We start from the raw sequence: 23,820 nt of genomic DNA on the forward strand, positions 1-23,820 counted from the left end.
ACAACTTCGGCCTGCTCCTGCGATGGCTCGCACAACTCCTGTGTGCCATCATCCGGGCCATCGCCGAAACTGTCCCGGCTCAAAAGATCGCTTAAATCAGCGCTCGTCCGCGTTCTTCACGGCGGACCATTGCACCGCGCCTTCGGCCGCGATCCAGTCCGAGCAGCCGGGGCCGCAGGCATCAGGCGCACCATGCGCGACGTAGAAGATCATGGCGCCGGGCGCCGAATTGACGCCGCCGACCGGCGGTCGGGTCTGTGCCTGCGCCCCAGCCGCGGCCAGCAGCGCGATGCCAAGAACAATGCCTTGCCTGAAGTAATGGTTCATTCCGATCGCCCTTGAAAGGCGCGATCATCCATGCGTCGCGAGCGTGGCGCAAGCATCCGGCCGCACAGATGAGGCCGAGCCCTCATTACAGGCTCGCATCCTCTCTGCGCATGAACCGTTTCACACTTTTCCGGTCCGGTCTCAGACCGCGATGTTGTCGATCAGGCGCGTGCTGCCGAGCTTTGCCGCCACCAGCATCCGCATCGGGCCGTCCTTCAGCGAGCCGATCGGCGCCAGGGAGGCGGCGTGGCGCACTTCGAGATAATCGAGCACGAAGCCGGCCCTGGTGATCGCCGCGGCGCCGTCAGCCATTGCGGTCGCGGTATCCTCGCCGGCGCGCAGGCGGCCGGCCGTTTGCTTCATCACCCGATGAAGCTCGGGGGCGGCGTGCCGTTCCTCCGGCGAGAGGTAGACGTTGCGTGACGACATCGCGAGACCGTCGCGCTCGCGCACCGTTTTGGACCCGATCACCTTGACCCCGAGGTCGAGGTCCGCGGCCATCTGGGTGACGACCCGGAGCTGCTGAAAGTCCTTCTCGCCGAAGATCGCGACGTCGGGCCGGACCTGGGTGAACAGCTTGCCGACCACGGTTGCGACGCCGCCGAAGAAATGCGGCCGGAAACGATCCTCGAGCCCGGCGGTGGCCGGCCCCTCCGGCACGATCCTGGTGGCGAAGCCGTCCGGGTACATCGCCTTCACCTCGGGATGCCAGATCAGGTCGACGCCCTCGGCGGCGAGCTTGGCGACGTCGGTTTTCCAGGTGCGCGGATAGGAGCCGAAATCTTCGGTCGGCGCGAACTGGGTCGGGTTGACGAAGATCGAGACGACGACCCGCTTGGCGCGGCGCTTGGCGAGCCGCACCAGCGACACATGGCCGTCATGGAGCGCTCCCATGGTTGGGACCAGCGCGACGGTTGCCTTCTTGGCGCGCAGCGTGTCGACGGCGCGACGAAGGGCGGGGACGGTACGGACGACGGTGGGATTTCTCGGCATCTGGTCTCGGCTCGTGGGGCAATCCGGGTGGGAACGAATCTGGGCGGGACGGGTTGGCGTTCGGCAGGTCACGCAGCTTACCAAGTCCGAACCACGATCGGCAAACCGGCCGATAAGCCTTACACGATCTCGAACGCGCACGGATCAAAGGCGCGATCGACGCAGCAGTCTCGCTTGATCGATTCATCGGCACGGCCGCAATTGATTTCCTGTCGCAGCGATGCATTTCACTTGACCGCAGCGGCGCTCGCTTTGAAGATCATTGCGGGGATTTGAATCATGTTGGTGCAGGCTCGTCAGGGTCAATCCGGCTCCGCACATGTCATCGTGCTGGGCAACGAGAAGGGTGGATCGGGAAAGTCGACCACCGCCCTGCATATCGCCGTCGCGCTGCTGAAGGCCGGGCAGCGCGTCGCCAGCATCGATCTCGACTGCCGCCAGCAGAGCTTCACCCGCTACATCAGCAATCGCCAGGCCTGGGCGCGACGCACCGGGCTCGACCTCGAACTCCCGGCACACCACTGCATCAAGTACGGCGAGACGATGCAGATCGAGGAGAACGAGAACGCGGAATTCCAGCAGTTCATGGCCGCGGTGAGCGCGGTGGAACGCGCCTATGATTTCATCGTCATCGATACCCCGGGCGCGGACAGCTACCTGATGCGGCTCGCGCATTCGATGGCCGACACTTTGGTGACCCCGATCAACGACAGCTTCCTCGATTTCGACGTGCTCGGCACCGTCGATCCCGCGACCTACGCGGTGACCGGCGAGAGCCATTATGCGGAGATGGTGCGCGACACCAGGCGCAAGCGCCGCCAGCTCGATGGCGCCTCGACCGACTGGATCGTGGTGCGCAACCGCCTGTCGATGCTCGGCTCGCGCAACAAGCAGCTGGTCGCCGACGGCTTGAAACAGCTGTCGCTGCGGCTCGGGTTCCGTGCGGTCGACGGCTTTGCCGAGCGGGTGGTCTATCGCGAATTCTTCCCGCGCGGGCTGACGGCGCTCGACGACATCGACGAGGCGACGCTCGGCACCCGTCCGAGCCTCGGCCACGTCACCGCCCGTGAGGAGGTGATGAGCCTGCTGCGCCAGCTCAAGCTGCCGCTCGACGAGCGCGGCCGCCGCAGGGCGGCCAACCGGGCCGAATGGTTCAGTCAGGTCGACAAGCCGCTGGAAGTCGACGACATCATCGGCAGCTAGGCCGCCGGGCACTCCCTGGGGCAGGTTCCAGGCGGCAGGCGCGCAGCAGGTGACGATAGTCACTTCCTGGACCGTGCAGAAGCACGGTAGTCTTGCGGGTTTTCGGCCACTCCGTCGCCAATATGCCGGAACAAAGCTGGCCAGATCCGGTTTTCCCAAGCCAGCCGCGTTTCCGCTCCCCGTCGGCTGGTCTTGAGGTATTATCGTGCCGCAGAGCCATGGCGCCAGAAGCGAATGCACAAAGGTTGTGTGCACCGCACAATGAACGTGCTGCGAAGTCCCAACTTTTAGACTTCCTGTCACAGCGCTGTGACATATATTCTCAAAAGGAGGCCGAAGAGTCTCCGGCCAAGAATAGCCCTGAAAAGGCGGGCACCTCGAGGACGTCATGAAGCGTGGAATTCTCGTTCTGCTTTCTCTCTCCGTGGTGATCACGGCGGCCTATTTCACCGCGAGCAAGTGGGCGATCCGTCACGAAACTCTCATGTTCAAGGACCCGACGCGCGATGAGCGGCCGGTCGCGGTCGACGTTGCCGTGCGCTTCGACAAGGAGATGCAGGCCGACGCTGGCATGATCACGCTGCCGGTTGCGATCCTCAATCATGGCAATACCGTCAAATTCACCGAATATTCCTTCCTCGCAAACGTGTTCGCGGCGCGCGGCTATCTGACCATCAGCATTCAGAACGACCTGCCGTCGGACGGACCGATGGTGACCAAGGTCGGCGAGCTCTATGTCGGCCGCCTGCCGCAGTACCAGCGCGGCATCACCAACATCAAGTTCGCGATCGAGGAGATGAAGAAGCGCCAGCCGAACGCGGACTACAGCAAGCTGACGATGGTCGGCCATTCCAATGGCGGCGATATCGCGATGTATTTCGCCAAGCAATATCCGGACGAGATCAAGAAGGTGGTGACGCTGGACAATCTGCGCGTGCCGTTCATGACTGACGGCAAGTTCAAGATTCTTTCATTCCGGTCTCACGATTCGCAGTTCAAGCCGGATCCGGGAGTCGTTCCCGATGCCGACGAATGCGAGAAGGCCGGCATCACCGTGGTGAACACCAACTTCCAGCACAACGACATGCGTGACACCGGGCCCGAGAAGGCCAAGGACTCGATCCAGGCCATGCTCGATAAATTCCTGGCCGATACCGACAGCGCTGTCGCGCCGGTCGACACCAGGAATGCGCCGCCGAAGATTCTGGAGCCCGGTCCCGTCTCGCTCTACGTGCCGGTCGAGAAGCCTCAGACCTTGACCGATAAGCTCAAGAAGTCGCTCTCGCTGACCAAGACCGAGACGAAGAAGGATCCGTCAGTCACGAATTGACCGGGCGGCCCGCGGTCCAGGCTGGCCTCTCACGTTGACCAATCCACTGCCGCGGCCCACATAGTGTTTGCTGTACGAGGCAAGCGCTGATGGCCGGCAAGACGATCAAACCGACATCCGGAAGCGATGTACGCCCGGCCCACGCGCCTGGCGTGCCGGCATCCAGCGCCAACGACATCGCGGCATTCGTCGCCAAGGCGCGGGCGATGTCGCCGCATCGCGCCGGCGCCCGCGGAAGGCTGGTGTTCGCGCTCGACGCCACGATGAGCCGGCAGCCGACATGGGACATGGCGTGCACGCTGCAGGCGGACATGTTCCGCGAGGCCGGCGCGCTCGGCAGTCTCGATATCCGCCTCGTCTATTATCGCGGCTTCAATGAGTGCCGTGCGTCGGGCTGGATCTCCGACAGCGCGCAGCTCGCGCGGCTGATGAGCAAGATCGATTGCCAGGGCGGCAATACCCAGATCGGCAAGGTGCTGTCCGAGACGCGTCGCGAAGCGGTCGAGGCAGGGGTGCGCGCCTTGGTGTTCGTCGGCGACGCGATGGAGGAGAGCGCCGACGATCTCTGCGCCAAAGCCGGCGAGCTCGGCCTGCTCAAGGTGCCGGTCTTCATGTTCCAGGAGGGCAGGGATGCGACCGCCGAGCAAACGTTTCGCGAGATCGCGCGGCTGACCGGTGGGGCATGGTGCAGGTTCGATCCCGGCGCGGCCGCGCAACTCCGCGAATTGCTGCGTGCCGCCGCAGCCTATGCCGCCGGCGGACGCGAGGCGCTGCTGCAACTGGCGAAGACGACGAGCGGCGCGGCGAAGCTGATCGGTCAGATGAAATAGCGCCGCGTCGCGTCAGGCTCCGCCTGATGCCGGTGAGACGAAGCTTCGCATGCTTTTTGCCGCCGGGCCGCCTATATTCCGGACATGCCAACCCTGATCGCTGGCGTCGTCGCCGTTGTCGTCCTTTATTCCGCGCTGCAGATGTTTCGTGCGGCCAATCCCGCCGTGCTTGCGCGCGCGATCAAGATCGGTGGCGGGGTGCTCGCGCTGGCGGTCGCGGCCTTTACCGGCGTGCGGGGCGAACTGGCGGTGGCAATTCCGCTCGGCATTTTCGGCGCCGGACTGCTCGGCTGGTCGCCGTTCGGAAGCACCGGATTTCCCAATCTCGGCGGCATGTTCGGCGGTTCGCGCAGCCAGGGACAAAGCTCGCGGGTGCGCTCGCAATATCTCGATATGACTCTCGATCACGGCAGCGGCGTGCTCAGGGGCCAGATCGTGGCCGGACCGCAGGCCGGCCACATGCTCGATGAGTTCGACCTGTCGCAGCTATTGGCGATGGTCCCGAGCTTCGACGCCGAGAGCGTCGCGCTACTTGAAAGCTATCTGGACCGCCGCTTTCCCGCCTGGCGTCAGGACGCACAGGGCGACCGGGCACGGGGGCAGGGCCGTGCGGCGTCGGGCGGCAAAATGACGAACGAGGAGGCCTATCAGATCCTTGGCCTGCAGCCGGGAGCGTCGCGCGACGACATCAGCCGGGCTCACCGAACCCTGATGAAGAAACTCCATCCCGACCAGGGGGGCTCGACGTACCTCGCGGCCCGTGTGAACGAGGCCAAGGACACTCTGCTTCGCACGCATCTCTAACTCCGGCTACGCTACCAACGCCACAGCCGAGAGCTGCCTTCCGTTTCTGATTGATGCCCCGTCTGGCCCGCCGCTGTCCGGCGTGGCCGATCGCTCTTTCGGGAAAACTTAACCGTAAAAGCTTGACGAGAAGTTTCATGGTTGCGCCGCGCTCTGACGGCCGGCCGTTTCCGCGGCGGCAAAAACAAAACGGCCGGCGCTTGCGGCGCCGGCCGTTCGAAATCAGAAGATGCTGACGATCAGTTTCGAACGGTGATGCAGGAGATCTCGGCGCGCTTCAGCGTCTTGCAGGCCGCCTCGGCCTGATCGCGCTCGAGGCCGGCAAAGCGGGCGCGATAGAGCTTGCGATTGTCCTTGGCGACCACCTCGGTGAACGGATCCGCCTTGCTGAGCAGGCCGCGGGCCGAGCTGCGCGCCAGGTCGATACGCTTGTTGGCCTCGCCCTCGGACTCCAGCGCGCCAACCTGGATGATCCAGCCGGTATGCGCGGCGCCCGGCCTTGCTGAGCTGGTCGGCGGAGCGGCCTGCACGCTGCGGGTTGCGGGTTCGATCGACGCCACGGCCTGTGGCGCCGGGGCAGCGGGTGCATGCACGGCCGAGGCCGGCAGCACGCCGAGGATGCCGTTGCCGGTGCCGAAATTGGCCGGCTGCGGCGGCATTTCCGGCCTCGAGGTCTCGGCGGCCCGCGCCATCATCGCATTGGAGGTCTCGGGGACTTCGCCGCGCGAGGGGATCGTGTTGGTGATCGGAGGCGCGGACTGCGCCGGGCCGGCCGCGGCGAGCTTGATCTGGCCGGCCTTGACCTGCACCGTCTTCACCTTGACCGGCTTCATCGGTTCGGCCGAGCCGGGGATCGCGGCGATCGGCTGGGTCTGGATCACGCCTGAGGTCAGCGGCGCCGGCTCGGGCTTGGCCTGCGGCTCCGGCTTGGCCGGAAGCGGCGGCAGCGCGGCGGCGGCGGCCGCCATCAGCGAGGGTTTGCTGGCCGGGCGCGGCGCCTGGATCGCGGCAGCTGCAGCGGCGGGCTCCGATGCCGCGACCGGCGAAGTGTCCGGCGCGCGCGCATTATCCGCGTCGGCGACCTCCACATTGGCATCGGCCGGATTGCGTTCGGTGATAGCGGCGGCAGTGCGGGTGGTCGCGGCCTTCCCGACGTTCTCGGCGAGCAGGTTGCGCATGATGGCGTCACGCGAGCCGCCGCTGCGGCCGCCTAGCACCACGCCGACCAGGAAGCGATTGCCGCGGCGCATCGAGGTCACGAGGTTGAAGCCGGAGGCGCGCGTGTAGCCGGTCTTGATACCGTCAACGCCCTCGACGTTGCCGAGCAGATGGTTGTGGTTGCGGATCGATTGGCCGCGGAAGTTAAACACCGAGGTCGAGAAGTAGCGGTAATAGCGCGGGAAGCGGTCCTGGATCGCGCGGCCGAGGGTCGATTGATCGCGCGCCGTCGTCACCTGCTCATCGTTGGGCAGGCCGGAGGCGTTGCGATAAACGGTTCGGCTCATGCCGAGCGCACGGGCCTTGCGGGTCATCATCCGGGCGAAATCGTCTTCGCTGCCGCCGATCGCCTCGGCGATCACGACCGCGGCGTCATTGGCGGAGCGGGTGACCAGGCCCTTGATGGCGTCTTCGACCTTGATGGTCGAGCCGGGCCGCAGGCCGAGCTTGGTCGGGTCCTGTTCGGAGGCGTGCTCGGACACCGGCATTTCGGTGTCGAGCTTCATCTTTCCGGAATCGAGGCGCTCGAACAGCAGATAGAGCGTCATGATCTTGGTCAGCGAGGCGGGGTGGCGCAAGCCGTCGGGACTGGTGGCGGTGAGCACCGAACCGGTGTTGCCGTCGACGATGATCGAAGCGAATTGCGGGCTGTAGCTCTCGCGCGCTTCCTGGCTGTGGTGGTGACGGGCGTAGTGGCGCCGGTGACGGCGCGCCTCGGCGCTATCACTCGTGATCAGGATCGCCGTCGTGACGGTAACGAGCCCAAGTACGCCAACTCGCAGCGCCCGCGAGGAGGCCAAGGTTGTTCGAAGCATCTACTTCCCCGTCCCAATTTCTATCTAGATCACTGGCTCGTGAGGCGAAATTGTGCCCGGCGGCCATCGATCCTTGCCTGCGCAACAAACCACTTCGGGCAGAACCATCGGCCGAGGTGGCGGCTCAGGTCGCTCTTCTAGCTAAGGTGTTGTTCACAAACAGCTTTCGAGGCTGTCTGTCGGAAGGCGAACAAAGTCCGGGAATCAGGTTAGGCGGACCGAGTTTCCAAAAGATTAAGCAACCGTTGCGTAGTCCCCCGGGGTTTATCGCAAATGCCGGAGATTCGGGGTTGTGTGATTGTGCGATGCACAATATTCATTGACTCTATTGTGCGATGCGATATGGCTATCGGCGTCAGGGGGCCGGGAGCTTCCCGGCAATGGGAATTTGCGCCTTCAAGTCTGGGAAAAGGAATTCCATCCATGGTCAAGATCGAAGACATTCAGAACTACGGCAAAGAGCATTTCGAGTCGGTCACCGCGTCGGCGAACAACCTGCAGAGCGGCGTTCAGGCCATCGCCACCGCCTATGGCGACTATGCCAAGAAGTCCTTTGAGGACACCAAGTCGTTCGTCGAGAAGCTGTCGGGCGTGAAGTCGCTGGACAAGGCGCTCGAGGCGCAGACCGAGTACCTGCGCTCGTCCTACGAGACCTTCGTCGCGGAATCGCAGAAGATCGCCGGCCTGTACAGCGACTGCGCCAAGCAGACCTTCAAGCCCTATGAGGGTCTGGTCTCCAAGTTCGCGCCCGCTGCTCAGTAAGCGCAGCCGAACAAAGACAAGCGAAAAGCCCGGCCGTTTGGCCGGGCTTTTTTTGTTGTGCCTGAAGCGGGCGGCTATTTGGCCAACCGCAGCTTGCTGAGGGCGGTTCCGATCGTGTTGAACGTCGTCAGGATCTGGGTCGAACTGGTCAGCATGAAGAATTTGTCGGGCGTGCTGGCGCAGTTCTTCAGGACGGTCGAGGTCGGATCGGCGGGCGAGTGCGTGTTCACCTGGATCGTGTAGATCGTGTACAGCGGCTGGCCGCTTGAGTCCTTCGCGGCCTGCAGATTCTGGCACAGCAGGGCCTGCCTGGCGTCGATCGGGTTGCCGGAGGCCTGCGTGCGGCCGTCGCCGTATTCGGGCCAGCGGTCCTCGGTGTTCAGACCGTCGGACAAGAGAATGATGACCCGGTTGTAGGTCGTGTTGGAGTCCTCCGCCGGCGTGCTCAACGGGCCGCCCACCAGCAGCGACTGCCATGCCCACGCCAGGCCGACCGCCTGGTTGGTGCCGCCGGTCGGCTGCATCGCGTTGACCGCATTTTTGAGCGCGGTCCAGTTGTAGCTCAGCGGAATGATCGGCTCGAGTTGCGGCGAGGAGTTGCTGCTGCAGTAGGAGTAGCCGTTCTCAAAGAGCTCGTTGGCCGGGAACAGCGTGGTGACGTCGGACGACGCCGGCAGCACGCCGGTCGCATCGTTCGGCTGGGTGCGGTCGGCGATGCAACCCGTCCAGTTGCCGATCGGGTTGGTGGACGCTTGCCGCCAGTCGTTCTTCACGGTGGGGATCTGGTTGGTCGAGGTCCATTGATTGTTGGTCCATCCGACGACGGCGTTGACCCGGGGCTGGCCCTGATTGTCGGCGGTGTCGTTGGGGCCGGGCTGCGTCCAGTCGTGGGTGTACAGCTTGCCGGTGCATTGATAGACGCCGCCGGAGGTGCCGCAACTGCAGCCGGAGACATCGTTACCGGAAGAATTCTTCGGACAGCTGCACGACGTCGAACCGCTGCAGAACACGCCGGTGCCGACCTGCGTGCTCACCCAGCAGCCATTGTAGCGCGTGTAGGAGTTCGCATCGACGCTGGGGCAGATGTAGCCTGAATAGGTCCCGCTCGAGGGGATGTAGTTCGCGTTGCCGGTATTGGTCGGGCTCTTCTGGCAGGTGAAGCCGCCATTGCTGGTTGTCCACGGGCATCGCGCACCGGGTCCGACCGCGTGCCAGTTCATCGGCAGACTTGCCTGCATCGTGCCGTTGGCGGGCTGCGTGGTCGGCGGGTTGAGCCAGTCGGTCCAGTCGATCCAGCTCTGGCCGACATTGCTGCTGCCGACATTGACGACCTTCTCGAACGGAATGATGGAGATATAGACGTCACCATTGTTCTTGCTCAGCGCGCTGAGCTGGTCGATCAGTCCGCCGGTTCCGGCCACCGCGTTGCGCAGCGCGGTGATCTTGTTGTCGTCCGACATCGATCCCGTGTTGTCGAGGGCGAGGGCGACGCGCATCTTGACGTTGCCCCAAGTGGTGGTCGTCGAGCTCTTGAAACCCAGCGTCGGAAAACCGGCCAGCTGCATGAAATCGGATTTGATGTGGCCGGATCCGCCCAGCAGGATGGTGGCCGCTGCGCTCGAGGTCGGGGTGGTATAGTTGGCCGTGACGGAAATGCCCTGGCCGTCCTTGTTGGTGTAAAGCGCGGTGAAATAGGTCTGCGCCTTGCTCGGGATCTCCGCAGCCGTGATGTTGCCCATGGTCAGATCCTTGGACAGCATCAGCGCGGTCGAATCGAGCGCCGCCTGCATCGCGGAGCGGGCGTTGTTGGCGCGGGTATAGTCGATCGCGGCTCCCACGAAAGCGAGGAGGGGCAGCATCGCGAAGGTGAAGATCACCGCGACATTGCCGTTATTTGCCCTGGAAAACCGGCGAGCAACCGCGCAGACGCGATCGGAAATGGCTGAACCAAGCATGGCACTCTCGTCGAAATGAATTGCGGTGGCATCTCGACCGGCGCCGCTAAACAGATGGTGAATCGGGCGCCGGAAACCCGGCAGGGCGGCGTGGGGCAGGCTCAAAAGCCGGGCAAAAGCGCTCGCTATCCTCAATGACGTCTAAATTGGCGGCCCGACTCCTTTGTCAAATCGGGCAGAAATGATTAACCTTCCGAGGGTTGCCGCGCCGGGAATCGGACCGGTGGGCCGCGCCGGGTCTGCGCTTGCGGCAGGACCTCGCGAGGCCCATATTCGGGAAGTCGATCCGGCCGCCGGATCGGACCGGGAGCGGCAATCTGGAAAGCATTGCTGGGGGTTCCGCGATCAGTCTTGCGGCAATCGCGACCACCATCCAATTGCCATCCGGTTTCCCGCCATCCGGTTTCCCTTGGGGAATTCGAACGCCTGAGCCATGTTGCGATCCACGTTGACAGTCCCGATTTCCGAGCCGGTTTCGTCGATGCCGGCGGTGGCCGCCGCGCCGGCGCCGAAAATGAACAATGATGACAACCGCAATGGGACGGGCAACGGCCCGTCGACCTCGGTCATCACCAAGGTCAAGCCGAAGACCAAGCGCCCGAACCTGTACCGCGTCCTGATCCTGAACGACGACTACACGCCGATGGAGTTCGTCGTTCACGTGCTGGAACGATTCTTCAACAAGGACGCCGAGGCGGCGACCAAGATCATGCTGCACGTTCATCATCACGGGATCGGCGAGTGCGGCGTTTTTACCTACGAGATCGCCGAGACCAAGGTGACGCAAGTCATGGACTTCGCGCGCAAGCACCAGCATCCACTGCAGTGCGTGATGGAAAAGAAATAGGTCGCTGGAACGACTGACCCGGCGCGAGGCGCGGAACGGGTCTTGCATCGCGGTTTTTGACGGTGGTGAACGGCGTTCCCGTACGATCACGGGCGTCGCCGCGCGACGCCCCGATGCCCCGAATTTAGAAGAAAACCATCATCGCGGGACCGGTCTTTCGCCACGATCCGTCGTAACTATATCAAAGGCGATCACGAAGGTTGTTATTGCCTGACCCGGTAATGGCGATCATGATGGCAGGGGGCCATAGAGGACGCGAATGCCAACTTTTTCCCAAAGCCTTGAACAGTCGCTGCACCGTGCATTGGCGATCGCAAACGAGCGTCACCATCAATACGCGACGCTCGAACATCTGCTGCTGTCGCTGATCGATGACTCGGATGCGGCGGCTGTGATGCGGGCCTGCAGCGTCGATCTCGACAAGCTCAGGACCAGCCTCGTTAATTATCTCGAGACCGAATTCGAAAACCTGGTGACTGACGGCGCCGATGACGCGAAGCCGACCGCCGGGTTCCAGCGCGTGATCCAGCGCGCGGTGATTCACGTCCAGTCGTCCGGTCGCGAGGAAGTGACCGGCGCCAACGTCCTGATCGCGATCTTCGCCGAGCGCGAGAGCCATGCCGCGTACTTCCTGCAGGAGCAGGACATGACGCGCTACGACGCCGTCAACTACATCAGCCACGGCATCGCCAAGCGGCCCGGCGTGTCCGAGGCGCGGCCGGTGCGCGGCGTCGACGAGGAAACCGAGACCAAGGGCAACGAGGACGCCAAGAAGAAGGGCGAGGCGCTCGAGACCTATTGCGTCAACCTCAACAAGAAGGCGCGCGACGGCAAGATCGATCCGGTGATCGGCCGCAATGCCGAGATCAACCGTGCGATCCAGGTGCTGTGCCGCCGCCAGAAGAACAACCCGCTGTTCGTCGGCGAAGCCGGCGTCGGCAAGACCGCGATCGCCGAAGGCCTCGCCAAGCGCATCGTCGACAGCGATGTGCCGGAAGTGCTGGCGGCCGCGACCGTGTTCTCGCTCGACATGGGCACGCTGCTTGCGGGCACCCGCTATCGCGGTGATTTCGAGGAGCGGCTCAAGCAGGTCCTGAAGGAGCTGGAGGCGCATCCGAACGCCATCCTGTTCATCGACGAGATCCACACCGTGATCGGCGCCGGCGCCACCTCCGGCGGCGCGATGGATGCGTCCAATCTGCTGAAGCCGGCGCTGGCCTCGGGCACGATCCGCTGCATGGGCTCGACCACGTACAAGGAGTACCGTCAGCACTTCGAGAAGGATCGCGCATTGGTGCGGCGCTTCCAGAAGATCGACGTCAACGAGCCGACGGTGGAAGACGCGATAGCGATCCTCAAGGGCCTGAAGCCCTATTTCGAGGATTACCATCGGCTGAAATACACCAATGAGGCGATCGAGGCGGCGGTGCAGCTGTCGTCGCGCTACATCCACGACCGCAAGCTGCCCGACAAGGCGATCGACGTGATCGACGAGTCCGGCGCGGCGCAGATGCTGGTCGCCGAGAGCAAGCGCAAGAAGACGATCGGCATCAAGGAGATCGAGACCACGATCGCGACCATGGCGCGGATCCCGCCGAAGAGCGTGTCGAAGGACGATGCCGAGGTGCTGAAGCATCTCGAGCAGACCCTGAAGCGCACGGTGTTCGGCCAGGACAAGGCGATCGAGTCGCTGGCGGCGTCGATCAAGCTGGCGCGAGCCGGCCTGCGCGAGCCGGAGAAGCCGATCGGCAGCTATTTGTTCTCGGGTCCGACCGGCGTCGGCAAGACCGAGGTGGCCAAGCAACTGGCGGCGTCGCTCGGTGTCGAGCTGCTGCGCTTCGACATGTCCGAATACATGGAGCGGCACACCGTGTCGCGCCTGATCGGCGCGCCTCCCGGCTATGTCGGCTTCGACCAGGGCGGCCTGCTCACCGATGGCGTGGACCAGCATCCGCATTGTGTCGTGCTGCTCGACGAAATCGAGAAGGCGCACCCGGATCTCTACAACGTGCTGCTGCAGATCATGGATCATGGCCGGCTCACCGACCACAACGGCAAGCAGGTCAACTTCCGCAACGTGATCCTGATCATGACCACGAATGCCGGCGCGGCCGATCTTGCGCGGCAGGCCTTCGGCTTCACCCGCTCGAAGCGGGAAGGCGACGATCACGAGGCGATCAATCGCCAGTTCGCGCCGGAGTTCCGCAACCGGCTGGATGCGATCGTCTCGTTCTCGCACCTCAATGCCGAGGTGATCGGCATGGTGGTCGAGAAGTTCGTGCTGCAGCTCGAGGCGCAACTCGCCGACCGCGACGTCACGATCGAGCTGTCCGAGCCTGCAAAGGCCTGGCTGATCGAGCACGGCTATGACGAGCAGATGGGCGCACGTCCGATGGCGCGCATCATCCAGGAACACATCAAGAAGCCGCTCGCGGATGAGGTGCTGTTCGGTCAGCTCAAGGGCGGCGGACACGTCCGCGTCATCCTGGTCAAGGACGAGGCGACCGCCAAGGACAAGATCGGGTTCGAATATGTCGAGGGCCCGGTCACGCCGAAGCCCGAGAACCTGCCGCCGCGCAAGCGCAAGCCGCCGAAGGGTGGTCCCAATGGTGGCGGAGGCGGCACCAAGGGGCCGGCCTCAAAGGGGCCGATGGTCAAGGTCTGAGGCGCGAGCGAACAACCAAACGAAAAGGCCGGCTGAACAGCCGGCCTTTTTGTTTCTGGCGGTGGGCGGCGCGTCTCCGCGCCTTCACTCGCCCTTCAGCCGCTGACCCTCCTGGACCCGCACCCGGTCGGCGCCGCGGCTGCCGGCGGAGGACAGCCGGAGCGTGCTGAGCACAGCCCCCACCACGGCAAAGCCGACGCCGACCATCAGCGAGATCCGGGTGCCGTCAGCCGGATAGCGCGCCAGCAGCATCGCCACCAGAGCGGCGCCGATGGTCTGTCCGAGCAGGCGCGCGGTCCCTAGCATGCCGCTGGCGCCGCCCGAGCGCTCGCGCGGGGCGGCGGCGATCATGGTGCGGTTGTTCGGGGTCTGGAACAGGCCGAAGCCGGCGCCGGCGAGCGCCATGCGCCAGATCACGTCGATTGGCGTCGCGTTGGCCGGCATCAAGGCCAGCGTGCCCAATCCCGTCGCGAACAGTAGCAGGCCGATGCCGCCAAGCAGGCCGGCCGGATAGCGTTCCACCAGCCAGCCCGCGAGCGGGGCGGCGAACGCGACCGCGATCGGCCACGGCGTGATCAACAGGCCGATCTGAACCGCCGAATATCCGAAATGGTTTTCCAGATAGAACGGCATCGCGACAAAGGCCAGCATCTGGCCGCAGAACGAGGCGATCGAGGTGCCGATCGAGAGCGCGAAGATCGGAATTCGCAGCAGGTCGACGGGCAGCAGCGGCGAGGGCAGATGCTGCTGCCGCCGGTACAGCAAATGCGAGGCGACCGCGGCGACCGCGAACTCCAATGCGCAGAGATACAGCGACCCGCCATGGCCGGCGCTATCGATCGCGCTGATGCCGAATCCGAACGCGATGGCGCTCAGCGCGGCGCTCTGCCAGTCGAAGGCGTGAACCGCCGGCTTGGTGTGCGGCAGGAAGCGCCCACCCAGCGCCAGCGTGACAATGCCGAGCGGGACATTGATGGCGAACAGATACGGCCAGGTCCCCACCGCCAGGATGAACGAGGCGATGGTCGGACCGACCGCGGCAGAGATCGCGACCACCAGCGCGTTGACGCCGATGCCGCGGCCGAGCAGCGAATGCGGATAGATGAAGCGGACCAGCGCGGTGTTGACGCTGAGGATTCCGGCAGCGCCAAACCCCTGCAGGATGCGGGCGACCGTCAGCAGCGGCAGCGTGTGCGACAGCGCGCAGAACAGCGAGGCCAGCGTAAACAGCAACAGCCCCGCCAGATAGACGCGGCGATAGCCGATGATTTCGCCGAGCGAGGCCAGCGGTAGCAGCGAGATCGTGATCGCCAATTGATAGCCGTTGACGATCCAGATCGAAAACGCCGGGCTGGCGTTCAGATCCCGGGCAATGGTCGGCAGCGCAACGTTGGCGATCGAGCCGTCGACGACGGCCATCACGAGGCCGAGCGCGATCGTGAGAATGGCCCAATTGCGCTGCGGCTGCGGCAGCCCGTCGGGATGCTCAATGATCGCGGACGACATGTCGTGGAGTGGCTCTCGGTTCCGGCGTTGCGGGGGTTACCGCATGCTGGATTAGCCCGGCCTTTGCAACCCCGAATGCCGGATGCCGGCCGCGACTGGAACGAGGGCTCCGAGCCGAGATGGCTCAGCCTTGGCCGAGCAATTCATTGATGCGCCGCTGAAGCTGCCGCTTCTTGATCTCGCTGCGGCGGACCCGCTCGTCGAGATCGCTGAGCGGCGTGTCGGAGGTCATGATCCGGAAGGCGAGGCCGACCTTGTTAGCCTGGCGCCAGATCAGGCGGGCCAGGAACGAGCGGCCCTTGCGTGCGACGCTGAGATTCATCTCTTCGGGCAAGTGCGCGGCATCGCTAAATTCAACGCAGGCACCGCCTTCGCTGATATTGCGGACGACGCAATCCATCGTCGAGCCGCGTCCATTGATCTCCGCAACCGCACCATAGAACACCTTCTCGCGTACGTTCTGGCGCCGGTCCTGCATGGGAAATCCTCCAAATGAACGGCACGACTGTACCGGTCCGCCCCAGCGAAAAGAAGGGCGCCGGGGAACCCGTTGCAGTTAGTGTAAATATTTGCATCCGTGAGGGCGTGGATTCCCGGCTATTTTGCGCCGCAAGAGACCTATGGCTTCCCTCAAAAGCTTTAGTTCGGCAGCTGGCTTTGCCGCCAGTCGCGCGGCGACAGGCCGTAGTGGTCGCGGAACACGCGGCCGAAATGCGAGAGATCGTTAAAGCCCCAGGCGAATGCAATCTCGCCGATGTGGCGATGCGCGTGCGCCGGTGAGGCGAGGTCGCGCTTGCAGCGCTCCAGCCGCTGCGCCAGCACGAAGCGCTGGAACGAGGTGTCTTCGTCGGCCAAAAGGCTGTTGACGTAGCGCGGCGAGATGCCGAGCGCGGCGGCGGTCTCGGTGAGGTTGAGCTCGGGGTTCGGCAGATGCGCAAGCACATGCGCCTTCAGCCGGTAGAGCAGCGCGGAGCGGTGGGTCGAGGCGGGCAGCGCGGCGCCGCCGAGTCGCTCGCTCATCGCCATCGCCAGCAGGTCGGCGGCCTGGTCGGCAAGGCGGATCGCGTTGTCAGGATCGAGCTTGTCGGCGATCTCGGAGAGCCCCGCGATGAACTGCCAGGCGAGCCGCTGCACGGGACGATCCGATGTGAACGTGGTCGCAGTTAAGCCCTGGGTGCCGGCAAAGCGCCGGTGCAGCATGGCGCGCGGCACCTGGAAGATGGTCTGCGTGAAGTCGGCGTTGAAGCGCAGCTCATAGGGCCGGGTGGTGTCGTAGAATGCGAACTCGCCGGGCTGGATCACGGTCTCGCGGCCGTCCTGCAGCACGGCGCCCGCGCCACTCCGGCCGAGGGCGAACAGAACAAAATCCTCGCTGGCGCGAGCGATCCGCGACGGCGTACGCAGCACCCGTTGCTGGCTCGACGAGACAGCGGAGCATTTCACCGCGCCCAGCTGCGCGCTGGTGATGGCGCCGTGGAAGGCGGTGCCGAGATCGGACTTGCAGTCGAGCTGCACGAACACGTCGCAGACGATGTCCTGCCAGAGCGCAAGGCGCCGATGGGTGGGCGCGTCTTCCGTGGTGAACAGGGCCGGCATGATTTCCTCCCTTCACGAGTGCAAACGCTGGCCACGAAAACAAAGCAAGCTTCATACCGGGGACGGCTGGGGAATCTCCTCCGCAGTCGAATTTTCCTTCCGTCCTGGTCGAACGGCGTGCCCGGTCCCGGGGCAGCATGATGTCAGAGGCCGCCATGGCCGATCAAGCACGAACCGGCCGCAAGCGTCGGCCGCGAGGAGGACATCATGGGCATCGAACATCCGAAATACCGCGTTGCGGTGGTGCAGGCGGCACCTGCCTGGCTCGACCTCGACGCCTCCATCGCCAAGTCCATCGCGCTGATCGAGGAGGCCGCCGCCAAAGGAGCGAAGCTGATCGCGTTTCCCGAGGCCTTCATCCCCGGCTATCCCTGGTACATCTGGCTGGACTCGCCGGCCTGGGCGATCGGGCGCGGCTTCGTGCAGCGCTATTTCGACAACTCGCTGAGCTACGACAGCCCGCAGGCCGAGAAGCTGCGGCTCGCGGTGAAGAAGGCCGGCATGACCGCGGTGCTCGGCCTGTCCGAGCGCGATGGCGGCAGTCTCTATCTCGCGCAATGGTTGATCGGGCTCGACGGCGAGACCATTGCGAAGCGGCGCAAGCTGCGGCCGACCCATGCCGAGCGCACCGTCTATGGCGAGGGCGACGGCAGCGACCTTGCGGTGCATGACCGTCCCGGCATCGGCCGGCTCGGCGCGCTGTGCTGCTGGGAGCATCTGCAGCCGCTGTCGAAATACGCGATGTACGCCCAGAACGAGCAGGTCCATGTCGCGGCCTGGCCGAGCTTCTCGCTGTATGATCCGTTCGCGCCGGCGCTCGGCTGGGAGGTCAACAACGCGGCCTCGCGGGTCTATGCGGTCGAGGGCTCGTGCTTCGTGCTGGCGCCCTGCGCCACGGTCTCGCAGGCGATGGTCGACGAGATGTGCGACCGCGACGACAAGCACGCGCTGCTGCATGTCGGCGGCGGACATGCCGCGATCTACGGGCCGGACGGCAGCTCGATCGCCGAGAAGCTGCCGCCCGAGCAGGAGGGCCTGCTGCTCGCCGATATCGATCTCGGCGCGATCGGGATCGCCAAGAACGCCGCCGATCCGGCCGGGCACTATTCGCGCCCCGATGTCACGCGTCTGCTGCTGAACAAGAAGCCCTCGAAGCGCGTCGAGCATTTCGCGCTGCCGCTCGACAGCCTTGAGGAGATCGACGCGGCCGCGAGCTGAACAGACTACGGGCATGATCTTTTCGGAAAACCGCTTCGCACTTTTCCGGATCATGCCTTGGGCGACATCCAACCGGAGGCGACTGCCATGGAATCCGCCATTCCTTCTCATCTGCAGACAGCCCGATCGCGTCATCGGCGTGTGCCCGACGATTACGCGCCGCCTTATCCGTCCTTCGTTGCGCGCCACAAGCCCGCGATCACGCGCGTGATCATGGCCTATTTCGGCGTGCAATATCGCGGTGAGCGGAGCGCGGCGGCGACCGACGCGCTGGCATCGATCGCAAAACGCTTTGCCGGCGAGAACGGCCCGACGCATTGGGACCGCGCGCAATATGTCGATCAGGCCGGCTACACCAACGTCGTCTCGGTCGCCTATTGGGACGACGCCGGGCGTTTCGACGCCTGGTTCGACGGCGCGCGCGAGGCCTGGACCGGCAGTGGCGCCACTGAGGGCGTCGGCCGCTTCATCGAGGTGCTGCGGCCGCATGTTGCGCGCTACGAGACGCTGTTCTCGTCGCTCGGCCGTCCGGAGGGCGTCGCGGTGCTTGCCGACGGCATGAGCGGAGAGGTGCAGGAGCACGCCTATTGGGGTGGCATGCGCGACCGCATCCCGCTGTCGCAGACCGACGCGATGACGCCGGGCGGCGAGCCGCGCGTGATCCGCGACGGCGCACGCATCCGTGTGGTCGCGCATGACAATCTCTGCCTGATCCGTTCCGGACAGGACTGGAGCGATACCGAGGCAGCGGAACGCAAGATGTATCTCGACGATGTCGAGCCGGTGCTGCGCGAGGGCATGGATTTCCTGCGCGACGACGGCGTGCCGATCGGCTGCTATGCGAACCGCTACATGCGCGTTGTCGATGCGGAGGGCAGGCCAACCGAAAAGTCCTACGGCCAGAGCTGGTGGAAGAGCCTTGCGGCACTTGAGCGCTGGGCGGAATCGCACCCGACCCATGTCAGGATTTTTGGCGCGGCGATGAAGTATCTCTCGACCTTGGGGCCGAACGCCAAGCTCAGGCTGTATCACGAGGTCACGGTGGCTGCCGCCGACGAGCAGTTCTTCGAATATCTCGGCTGCCATGAACGGACCGGCATGCTCACCGCCATACAGGTCGCGGCGGCGCCATCCGCCTGAGAGCTCGCCTCAACATTGCTCCGTCATGGCCGGGCTTGTTCGCGCCATGCCAGCACGCCGCGGCTTCTCCGTGACTGACTGATGTCTCTGGAATACCGGATCGCCCGGTCGAGCCGAGCGACGACGCCTTGAGTTGGCTAAGTGCTCGTGTCTAGCGCCGAGCCTTACGCCACGCGCTCGCGCAGGCCCTTGGCGACTTCCTTCTGCGCGTCGAACTCGCGGCGCAGGCGGGCCAGCTCCTCGGCGCTGAGCGCATCGGCGTTGCTGTAGTCGCGCTTCCAGGAAGCATCCTCGCTCCAGCGCAGCGGTGACTGCACGGTGGTCTGCGGACCGGGCGCCTGCTCAAGCACGCGCAGCGCCAGCTCCAGCGTGAACGCCTGCGAGGCGACGTCCTGCGGCTTGCCGGCGGAATTGCCGAGCGGGAAATCGGAGAACAGGAAACGCGGCACCGCGGCATGCTCGACGATATCCTTGGCGCAGCCCATCACGACCGTGGAAATCCCGTTGGCCTCGAGATGCCGCGCCACCAGGCTGACGGTCTGGTGGCAGACCGGGCAGTTCGGCACCAGCACCGCGGCGTCGACCTTGTCGTCACGGCAACGCTTGAGGATTTCGGGCGCGTCGGTCTCGATGGTGACGCGGTGGCTGCGGTTGGTCGGGGCGCCGAAGAAGCGCGGCGCGACGTCGCCGATCGTGCCGGCCGCGGCGAGGCGCTTCAGCTGTGCCAGCGGGAACCAGGTGCCGTTGTCGGTCGCCGTGGTGTGGGTGCGGTCATAGGCGATGTGCGAAATCCGCAGATCGTGCTGCTTTGACGTGTCGCCGTCATAGACCGCATAGAACTTGGCCCCGCCGTTGTATTTCGCGCCGGGACCCTGGTCGCCCCGTGCCGGATCGAACGGCGCCGCGGTCGTGATGATGGCGACCCGGGACTGGTTCAGCGGCTTCTTCAGGGGCTGGAACGGGGCGGAGGTGTAATGCGCCCAGCGGTAGGGGGTGGTGTAGCCGATCGCCGCGTAATAATCGCGGGTTCGCTTCATATAGCCGATCGGGGCGTCGTCATCGGGGGCAAAGCCGAGTTGATCGTCGGATGCTGCGGCCATTTTGCGCTCCCTTTTGCGCGCCATCATTTCAGTCCATAGCTAGACCACGAGCTTGCGGTGTCAAGCCGCGCCCGCACGGGAACAGAATTGCCATGCGAACCGGTCGTTGCGCCGCATTGGTCATGCTTGTGCTGCTGGTGCCGCCGGCCGGGGTCGGCGCGGAGGACGCTCCGGCCGCGGCTCCGGCGCCGCCGCGAGGCGCCGAGCAGCCGGCAGCGCCGCCCCCGGACAAGCCCGCTGAGCAGCCTGCGGCCGCGCCGGGGGAGCCGCCTGCGCCACCGCCGGGAGAGCAGGCCGCGCCATCGGCCGAGAAACCTGCCGCGCCCCCGGCGGATACGCCCGCGGCGGCAACTGACAAGCCCGCGGATGATGCGCGCGAGAGCGATCCCCGCGAGGCGATGTGCCTGATGATCGAGTCGGCGGCGCGGGCCAACGATCTGCCGCTCGAATTCTTCGCGCGCGTGATCTGGCAGGAGAGCCGCTTCCAGGCCGATGCGGTTGGTCCGATGACCCGCAACGGCCAGCGCGCGCAGGGCATCGCGCAATTCATGCCGGGCACCGCGAACGAGCGCGGGCTGCTCGATCCATTCAATCCGGTGCAGGCGCTGCCGAAGTCGGCCGAGTTCCTCAGTGAGCTGCGCAACCAGTTCGGCAATCTCGGCCTCGCGGCGGCGGCCTACAATGCTGGCCCGCGCCGGGTCCAGGACTGGCTCGCCGGCTCCGGATACGTGCCGCAGGAGACGCGCAATTACGTCTCCGCGATCACCGGCTCTAGCGTCGATGACTGGGCCGCCGCCGGGCGCAACGGCAAGATGCCACAGCGCGCGCCGACCAAGAGCTGCCGCGAGCTGATGGCGTTGCTGAAGCGCGCGCCCAACCCGTTCGTCGCAGGGCTCGAGCAGCACGTCACGCTGTCGGCGGCCAAGGTGTGGGGCGTCCAGCTCGCCGCCGGCTTCAGCCGCGACAAGGCGCTCGCGATGTATGCCCGCGCCATCAAGCGGCTGTCGAACGTGATCGGCGATCAGGATCCGAGCCTGCTTTCTTCGCGGCTGCGCACCCGCGGCAGCGCGACCTTTTACCAGGTGCGCATCGGCGCCGACACGCGCCCCGAGGCCGACGGCCTATGCAACCGCATTCGCAAGGCGGGCGGGGCGTGTTTCGTGCTGAAGAACAGGGCGTGATTGCTTTGATCCCGTAGCCCGGATGAAGCGAAGCGCAATCCGGGACAGCTCTCGCCGGTTGCAAAAGCGGCCCCGGATTTCGCTGGCGCTTCATCCGGGCTACCGAGGCGCATACCGGACCTGTGCCGTCTCTTGCTTGACCCTGCGTTGTCAGCGCCCTAAGCCGCCGCGATTGCAAAACCATCCGGTTCCCCGTGGCGCTTCCTCCGCTCGATTCTCCGCAATGGCACACCTCGTTCCGCGCCTTCCTTTGGGGCGCGCGGTCGATCGGCGCGACCGTGCTGACCCTGGTGCTGTTTGCGACCTATCTCGGCATCGGCGCGCTGGCGCATGATTCCGGCTTCTCGCTGGGCTGGACGCTGGCGAGCACGGCGTTCGTCTGGGCTGGCCCTGCGCAGATCATCGTGATCACGACACTCGGCTCCGGCGCCACCGTGCTGCAATCGGCAATCGCGGTCACCGTCAGCGCGATCCGCCTGTTCCCGATGGTGGTCTCGGTGTTGCCGATGATGCGCACCGAACAGACCAAGCGGCGGCATCTGATCCTGGTGGCGCATCTCACCGCCGTCACGCTGTGGGTCGAGTGCTTCCGCTTCCTGCCGCAGGTGCCGCGCAACCGGCGGATCGCCTTCATCCACGGGCTCGGCTGCGGGCTGGTCACGGTCTGCCTGATTGCCAACACGATCGGGTACATGCTCGCGGCCAACCTCACGCCGCTGTTCGCCGCCGGAATGCTGATGCTGACGCCGCTCGCCTTCCTGTTCTCCACGGCGCGCAATTGCCGCGAGCTCGCCGATGTCATCGCGCTGGTGCTTGGCCTATTGCTGTTCCCGCTGGCGGCGATGCTGAACAGCGGCGTCGACATCCTGGTCAGCGGGGTCGTCGCGGGCACCATCGCCTATGCCGTGCACCGGGCGAGGGCAGGCATCGTCGGGGCGCGCGCATGAGTACCTTTATCGGCGACTGGCACGCACTGGCGATCCTGTTCGTCGCGGGCGTCATTCCGAACCAGATCTGGCGCATGCTCGGCCTGTGGTTCGGCGGCGGCATCGACGAGAACTCCGAACTCTTGGTCTGGGTGAGGGCGGTCGCCACCGCGATCCTCGCCGGAATCATCGCGCAGATCGTGGTGCAGCCGCCGGGCGCGCTCGCCAGCGTGCCGGACTGGCTGCGTTACGGCGCGGTCGCCGCGGGCTTTGTCGTGTTCATGCTGGCGAGGAAATCGATCTTCGCCGGCGTGATCGCGGGCGAAGTCGTCATGATCGCAGGCAAATACTGGCTCGGCTGATTGCGGCGTCCGCATTATCCGCTACTCTCGCTCCCCAAGAACAAGACAACGGGGAAACGGCATGCAGCGGCGCGCATCATCGCTATTCATTGTTGCTCTGATGGCGTTGCTGGCGGCGACGCTGCCGGCGCGTACCGCGGATTATCCAACGCGGCCGATCAAGCTCGTGGTGCCGTATGCCGCGGGCGGGCCGACTGACGTGCTTGGCCGCATCGTCGGCGAATATCTCGGGCGCGATCTCAAGCAGGTGGTCGTGGTCGAGAACAAGGCCGGTGCGCAGGGTGCGATCGGTGCCGAGGCGGTGGCGCGCTCCGATCCCGACGGCTACACGCTGTTCGTGACGGCCGCCTCGATCTTCGTGCTCAATCCGCTGCTCTACAAGAAGCTGCCCTACGATCCGGCCAGGGATTTTCGCCTGCTGTCCGTCGTCACGGACGCGCCGATGATCATGGAGGTGCATCCCTCCGTGCCGGCAAAGTCGATCGCGGAGTTCGTCGCCTACGCGAAGAAGAATCCCGGAAAACTCAATTTCGGGTCGGCGGGCACCGGCGGCACGGTTCATCTCGCCGGCGAGATGTTCAAGCAGATGGCCGGCGTCGAGATGACCCACGTGCCCTACAAGGGCGCGGGTCCGGCGCTGACCGACCTGCTGTCAGGCAACATCCAGCTGATGTTCGACACGCTCGGCACCGCGCTGCCGCCGGTCAAATCGGGCATGCTGCGGCCGCTCGGCGTCAGCTCGACGGAGCGCATCCCCGATCTGCCCGATCTGCCGACGATCGCCGAGAGCGGTTATCCCGATTATGCGGTCAGCGTCTGGTATGGTATCGCAGCGCCGTCGAAAGTGCCTGACGACGTCGCCGACAAGATCAAGGCTAGCCTCGACCGGGCCTTGAACGACGAAGCGTTCCGCGCTTCGCTGCTCAAGATCGGCTTCCCGCCGCTGCGCGCGAAGAGCCAGGCCGAGATCGACAAGTTCGTGAATACCGATCGCGCGCGATGGGCGGGCGTGGTCAAGGCGCTGAACATATCGCTGGATTGA

21 protein-coding genes and 1 pseudogene are annotated in these 23,820 nt (G+C 65.1%); 13 read left to right on the top strand and 9 right to left on the bottom strand.

Annotated features, from left to right (window positions below):
- Positions 1 to 126: 126 nt before the first annotated feature.
- Both I6F38_RS01685 and panC read right to left on the bottom strand, forming a co-directional pair.
- Positions 127 to 327: pseudogene (locus tag I6F38_RS01685) on the bottom strand (hypothetical protein); the annotation flags it as partial.
- Positions 328 to 468: 141 nt separating this feature from the next.
- Positions 469 to 1,320 carry a pantoate--beta-alanine ligase gene (panC, locus tag I6F38_RS01690; RefSeq protein WP_225158841.1) on the bottom strand — a complete coding sequence of 284 codons (852 nt, stop codon included), beginning with the start codon at positions 1,318 to 1,320 and terminating at the stop codon, positions 469 to 471.
- A 279-nt stretch (positions 1,321 to 1,599) separates the two neighbouring features.
- On the opposite strand from panC, the gene I6F38_RS01695 reads away from it, so the two are divergent.
- From I6F38_RS01695 to I6F38_RS01710, 4 genes are all read left to right on the top strand, one after another.
- A complete protein-coding gene (locus I6F38_RS01695) occupies positions 1,600 to 2,523 on the top strand; it encodes a division plane positioning ATPase MipZ (RefSeq protein ID WP_225158842.1) in 924 nt (307 codons plus the stop codon).
- Between the two features lie 388 nt (positions 2,524 to 2,911).
- The gene (locus tag I6F38_RS01700; protein ID WP_050999547.1) at positions 2,912 to 3,853 is read left to right on the top strand and encodes an alpha/beta fold hydrolase; all 942 of its coding nucleotides are present in this window, start codon (positions 2,912 to 2,914) and stop codon (positions 3,851 to 3,853) included.
- 89 nt (positions 3,854 to 3,942) lie between these two features.
- The gene (locus I6F38_RS01705; protein WP_225158843.1) at positions 3,943 to 4,683 is read left to right on the top strand and encodes a VWA domain-containing protein; all 741 of its coding nucleotides are present in this window, start codon (positions 3,943 to 3,945) and stop codon (positions 4,681 to 4,683) included.
- Positions 4,684 to 4,767: 84 nt separating this feature from the next.
- The gene (locus tag I6F38_RS01710) at positions 4,768 to 5,487 is read left to right on the top strand and encodes a DnaJ domain-containing protein (RefSeq protein ID WP_038385795.1); all 720 of its coding nucleotides are present in this window, start codon (positions 4,768 to 4,770) and stop codon (positions 5,485 to 5,487) included.
- A 239-nt stretch (positions 5,488 to 5,726) separates the two neighbouring features.
- Here I6F38_RS01710 and I6F38_RS01715 read toward each other — a convergent pair whose 3' ends face one another.
- Positions 5,727 to 7,520, bottom strand: coding sequence for a D-alanyl-D-alanine carboxypeptidase (locus tag I6F38_RS01715; RefSeq protein ID WP_092078257.1), 1,794 nt, complete (start codon positions 7,518 to 7,520; stop codon positions 5,727 to 5,729).
- A gap of 423 nt (positions 7,521 to 7,943) precedes the next feature.
- Between I6F38_RS01715 and I6F38_RS01720 the strand changes: the two genes are divergently transcribed.
- A complete protein-coding gene (locus I6F38_RS01720) occupies positions 7,944 to 8,282 on the top strand; it encodes a phasin family protein (protein WP_016844841.1) in 339 nt (112 codons plus the stop codon).
- Between the two features lie 74 nt (positions 8,283 to 8,356).
- On the opposite strand, the gene I6F38_RS01725 is transcribed toward I6F38_RS01720, so the two are convergent.
- Together I6F38_RS01725 and I6F38_RS01730 are read right to left on the bottom strand one after the other, a co-directional pair.
- On the bottom strand, positions 8,357 to 10,237 hold the full coding sequence (locus tag I6F38_RS01725; protein WP_225158844.1) for a pilus assembly protein: 1,881 nt from the start codon (positions 10,235 to 10,237) through the stop codon (positions 8,357 to 8,359).
- A gap of 345 nt (positions 10,238 to 10,582) precedes the next feature.
- Positions 10,583 to 10,759 (bottom strand): hypothetical protein, encoded by a 177-nt coding sequence (locus I6F38_RS01730; protein ID WP_156436563.1) that lies wholly within the window; start codon positions 10,757 to 10,759, stop codon positions 10,583 to 10,585.
- Here I6F38_RS01730 and clpS point away from each other — a divergent pair.
- Together clpS and clpA are read left to right on the top strand one after the other, a co-directional pair.
- Entirely contained in the window at positions 10,752 to 11,084 is a 333-nt protein-coding gene (gene clpS / locus I6F38_RS01735) for an ATP-dependent Clp protease adapter ClpS (RefSeq protein ID WP_038385792.1), read from the top strand. The genes I6F38_RS01730 and clpS overlap by 8 nt on opposite strands.
- 259 nt (positions 11,085 to 11,343) lie before the next feature.
- Entirely contained in the window at positions 11,344 to 13,749 is a 2,406-nt protein-coding gene (gene clpA / locus I6F38_RS01740; RefSeq protein ID WP_076834521.1) for an ATP-dependent Clp protease ATP-binding subunit ClpA, read from the top strand.
- Positions 13,750 to 13,833: 84 nt separating this feature from the next.
- Here the strand turns inward: clpA and I6F38_RS01745 are convergent, their stop codons facing one another.
- The 3 genes from I6F38_RS01745 to I6F38_RS01755 form a co-directional block, all read right to left on the bottom strand.
- On the bottom strand, positions 13,834 to 15,255 hold the full coding sequence (locus I6F38_RS01745; protein WP_225158845.1) for an MFS transporter: 1,422 nt from the start codon (positions 15,253 to 15,255) through the stop codon (positions 13,834 to 13,836).
- A gap of 124 nt (positions 15,256 to 15,379) precedes the next feature.
- Positions 15,380 to 15,733, bottom strand: a complete 354-nt coding sequence (locus I6F38_RS01750; RefSeq protein ID WP_225158846.1) for a PilZ domain-containing protein — start codon at positions 15,731 to 15,733, stop codon at positions 15,380 to 15,382.
- Between the two features lie 161 nt (positions 15,734 to 15,894).
- Complete coding sequence (locus I6F38_RS01755) at positions 15,895 to 16,851, bottom strand: helix-turn-helix domain-containing protein (RefSeq protein ID WP_225158847.1); 957 nt, start codon at positions 16,849 to 16,851, stop codon at positions 15,895 to 15,897.
- 207 nt (positions 16,852 to 17,058) lie between these two features.
- Here I6F38_RS01755 and I6F38_RS01760 point away from each other — a divergent pair, with 207 nt between their 5' ends.
- Both I6F38_RS01760 and I6F38_RS01765 read left to right on the top strand, forming a co-directional pair.
- Positions 17,059 to 18,069, top strand: coding sequence for a carbon-nitrogen hydrolase family protein (locus tag I6F38_RS01760; protein WP_225158848.1), 1,011 nt, complete (start codon positions 17,059 to 17,061; stop codon positions 18,067 to 18,069).
- Positions 18,070 to 18,156: 87 nt separating this feature from the next.
- Complete coding sequence (locus tag I6F38_RS01765; protein WP_225158849.1) at positions 18,157 to 19,209, top strand: phenylacetaldoxime dehydratase family protein; 1,053 nt, start codon at positions 18,157 to 18,159, stop codon at positions 19,207 to 19,209.
- A gap of 164 nt (positions 19,210 to 19,373) precedes the next feature.
- On the opposite strand, the gene I6F38_RS01770 is transcribed toward I6F38_RS01765, so the two are convergent.
- Entirely contained in the window at positions 19,374 to 20,309 is a 936-nt protein-coding gene (locus I6F38_RS01770) for a glycine/sarcosine/betaine reductase selenoprotein B family protein (protein WP_038385790.1), read from the bottom strand.
- A gap of 92 nt (positions 20,310 to 20,401) precedes the next feature.
- Here I6F38_RS01770 and I6F38_RS01775 point away from each other — a divergent pair, with 92 nt between their 5' ends.
- The 4 genes from I6F38_RS01775 (at position 20,402) to I6F38_RS01790 (ending at position 23,820) form a co-directional block, all read left to right on the top strand.
- The gene (locus I6F38_RS01775) at positions 20,402 to 21,490 is read left to right on the top strand and encodes a lytic transglycosylase domain-containing protein (protein WP_225158850.1); all 1,089 of its coding nucleotides are present in this window, start codon (positions 20,402 to 20,404) and stop codon (positions 21,488 to 21,490) included.
- Between the two features lie 194 nt (positions 21,491 to 21,684).
- Complete coding sequence (locus I6F38_RS01780; protein ID WP_028336401.1) at positions 21,685 to 22,437, top strand: AzlC family ABC transporter permease; 753 nt, start codon at positions 21,685 to 21,687, stop codon at positions 22,435 to 22,437.
- Entirely contained in the window at positions 22,434 to 22,778 is a 345-nt protein-coding gene (locus tag I6F38_RS01785; protein WP_092078229.1) for an AzlD domain-containing protein, read from the top strand. Before I6F38_RS01780 ends, I6F38_RS01785 begins: the two co-directional genes overlap by 4 nt.
- Before the next feature lie 61 nt (positions 22,779 to 22,839).
- Positions 22,840 to 23,820, top strand: a complete 981-nt coding sequence (locus I6F38_RS01790; RefSeq protein WP_225158851.1) for a tripartite tricarboxylate transporter substrate binding protein — start codon at positions 22,840 to 22,842, stop codon at positions 23,818 to 23,820.

The organism is Bradyrhizobium sp. BRP56, from assembly GCF_020194035.1.
GTDB classification, from domain to species: Bacteria; Pseudomonadota; Alphaproteobacteria; order Rhizobiales; family Xanthobacteraceae; genus Bradyrhizobium; species Bradyrhizobium australafricanum.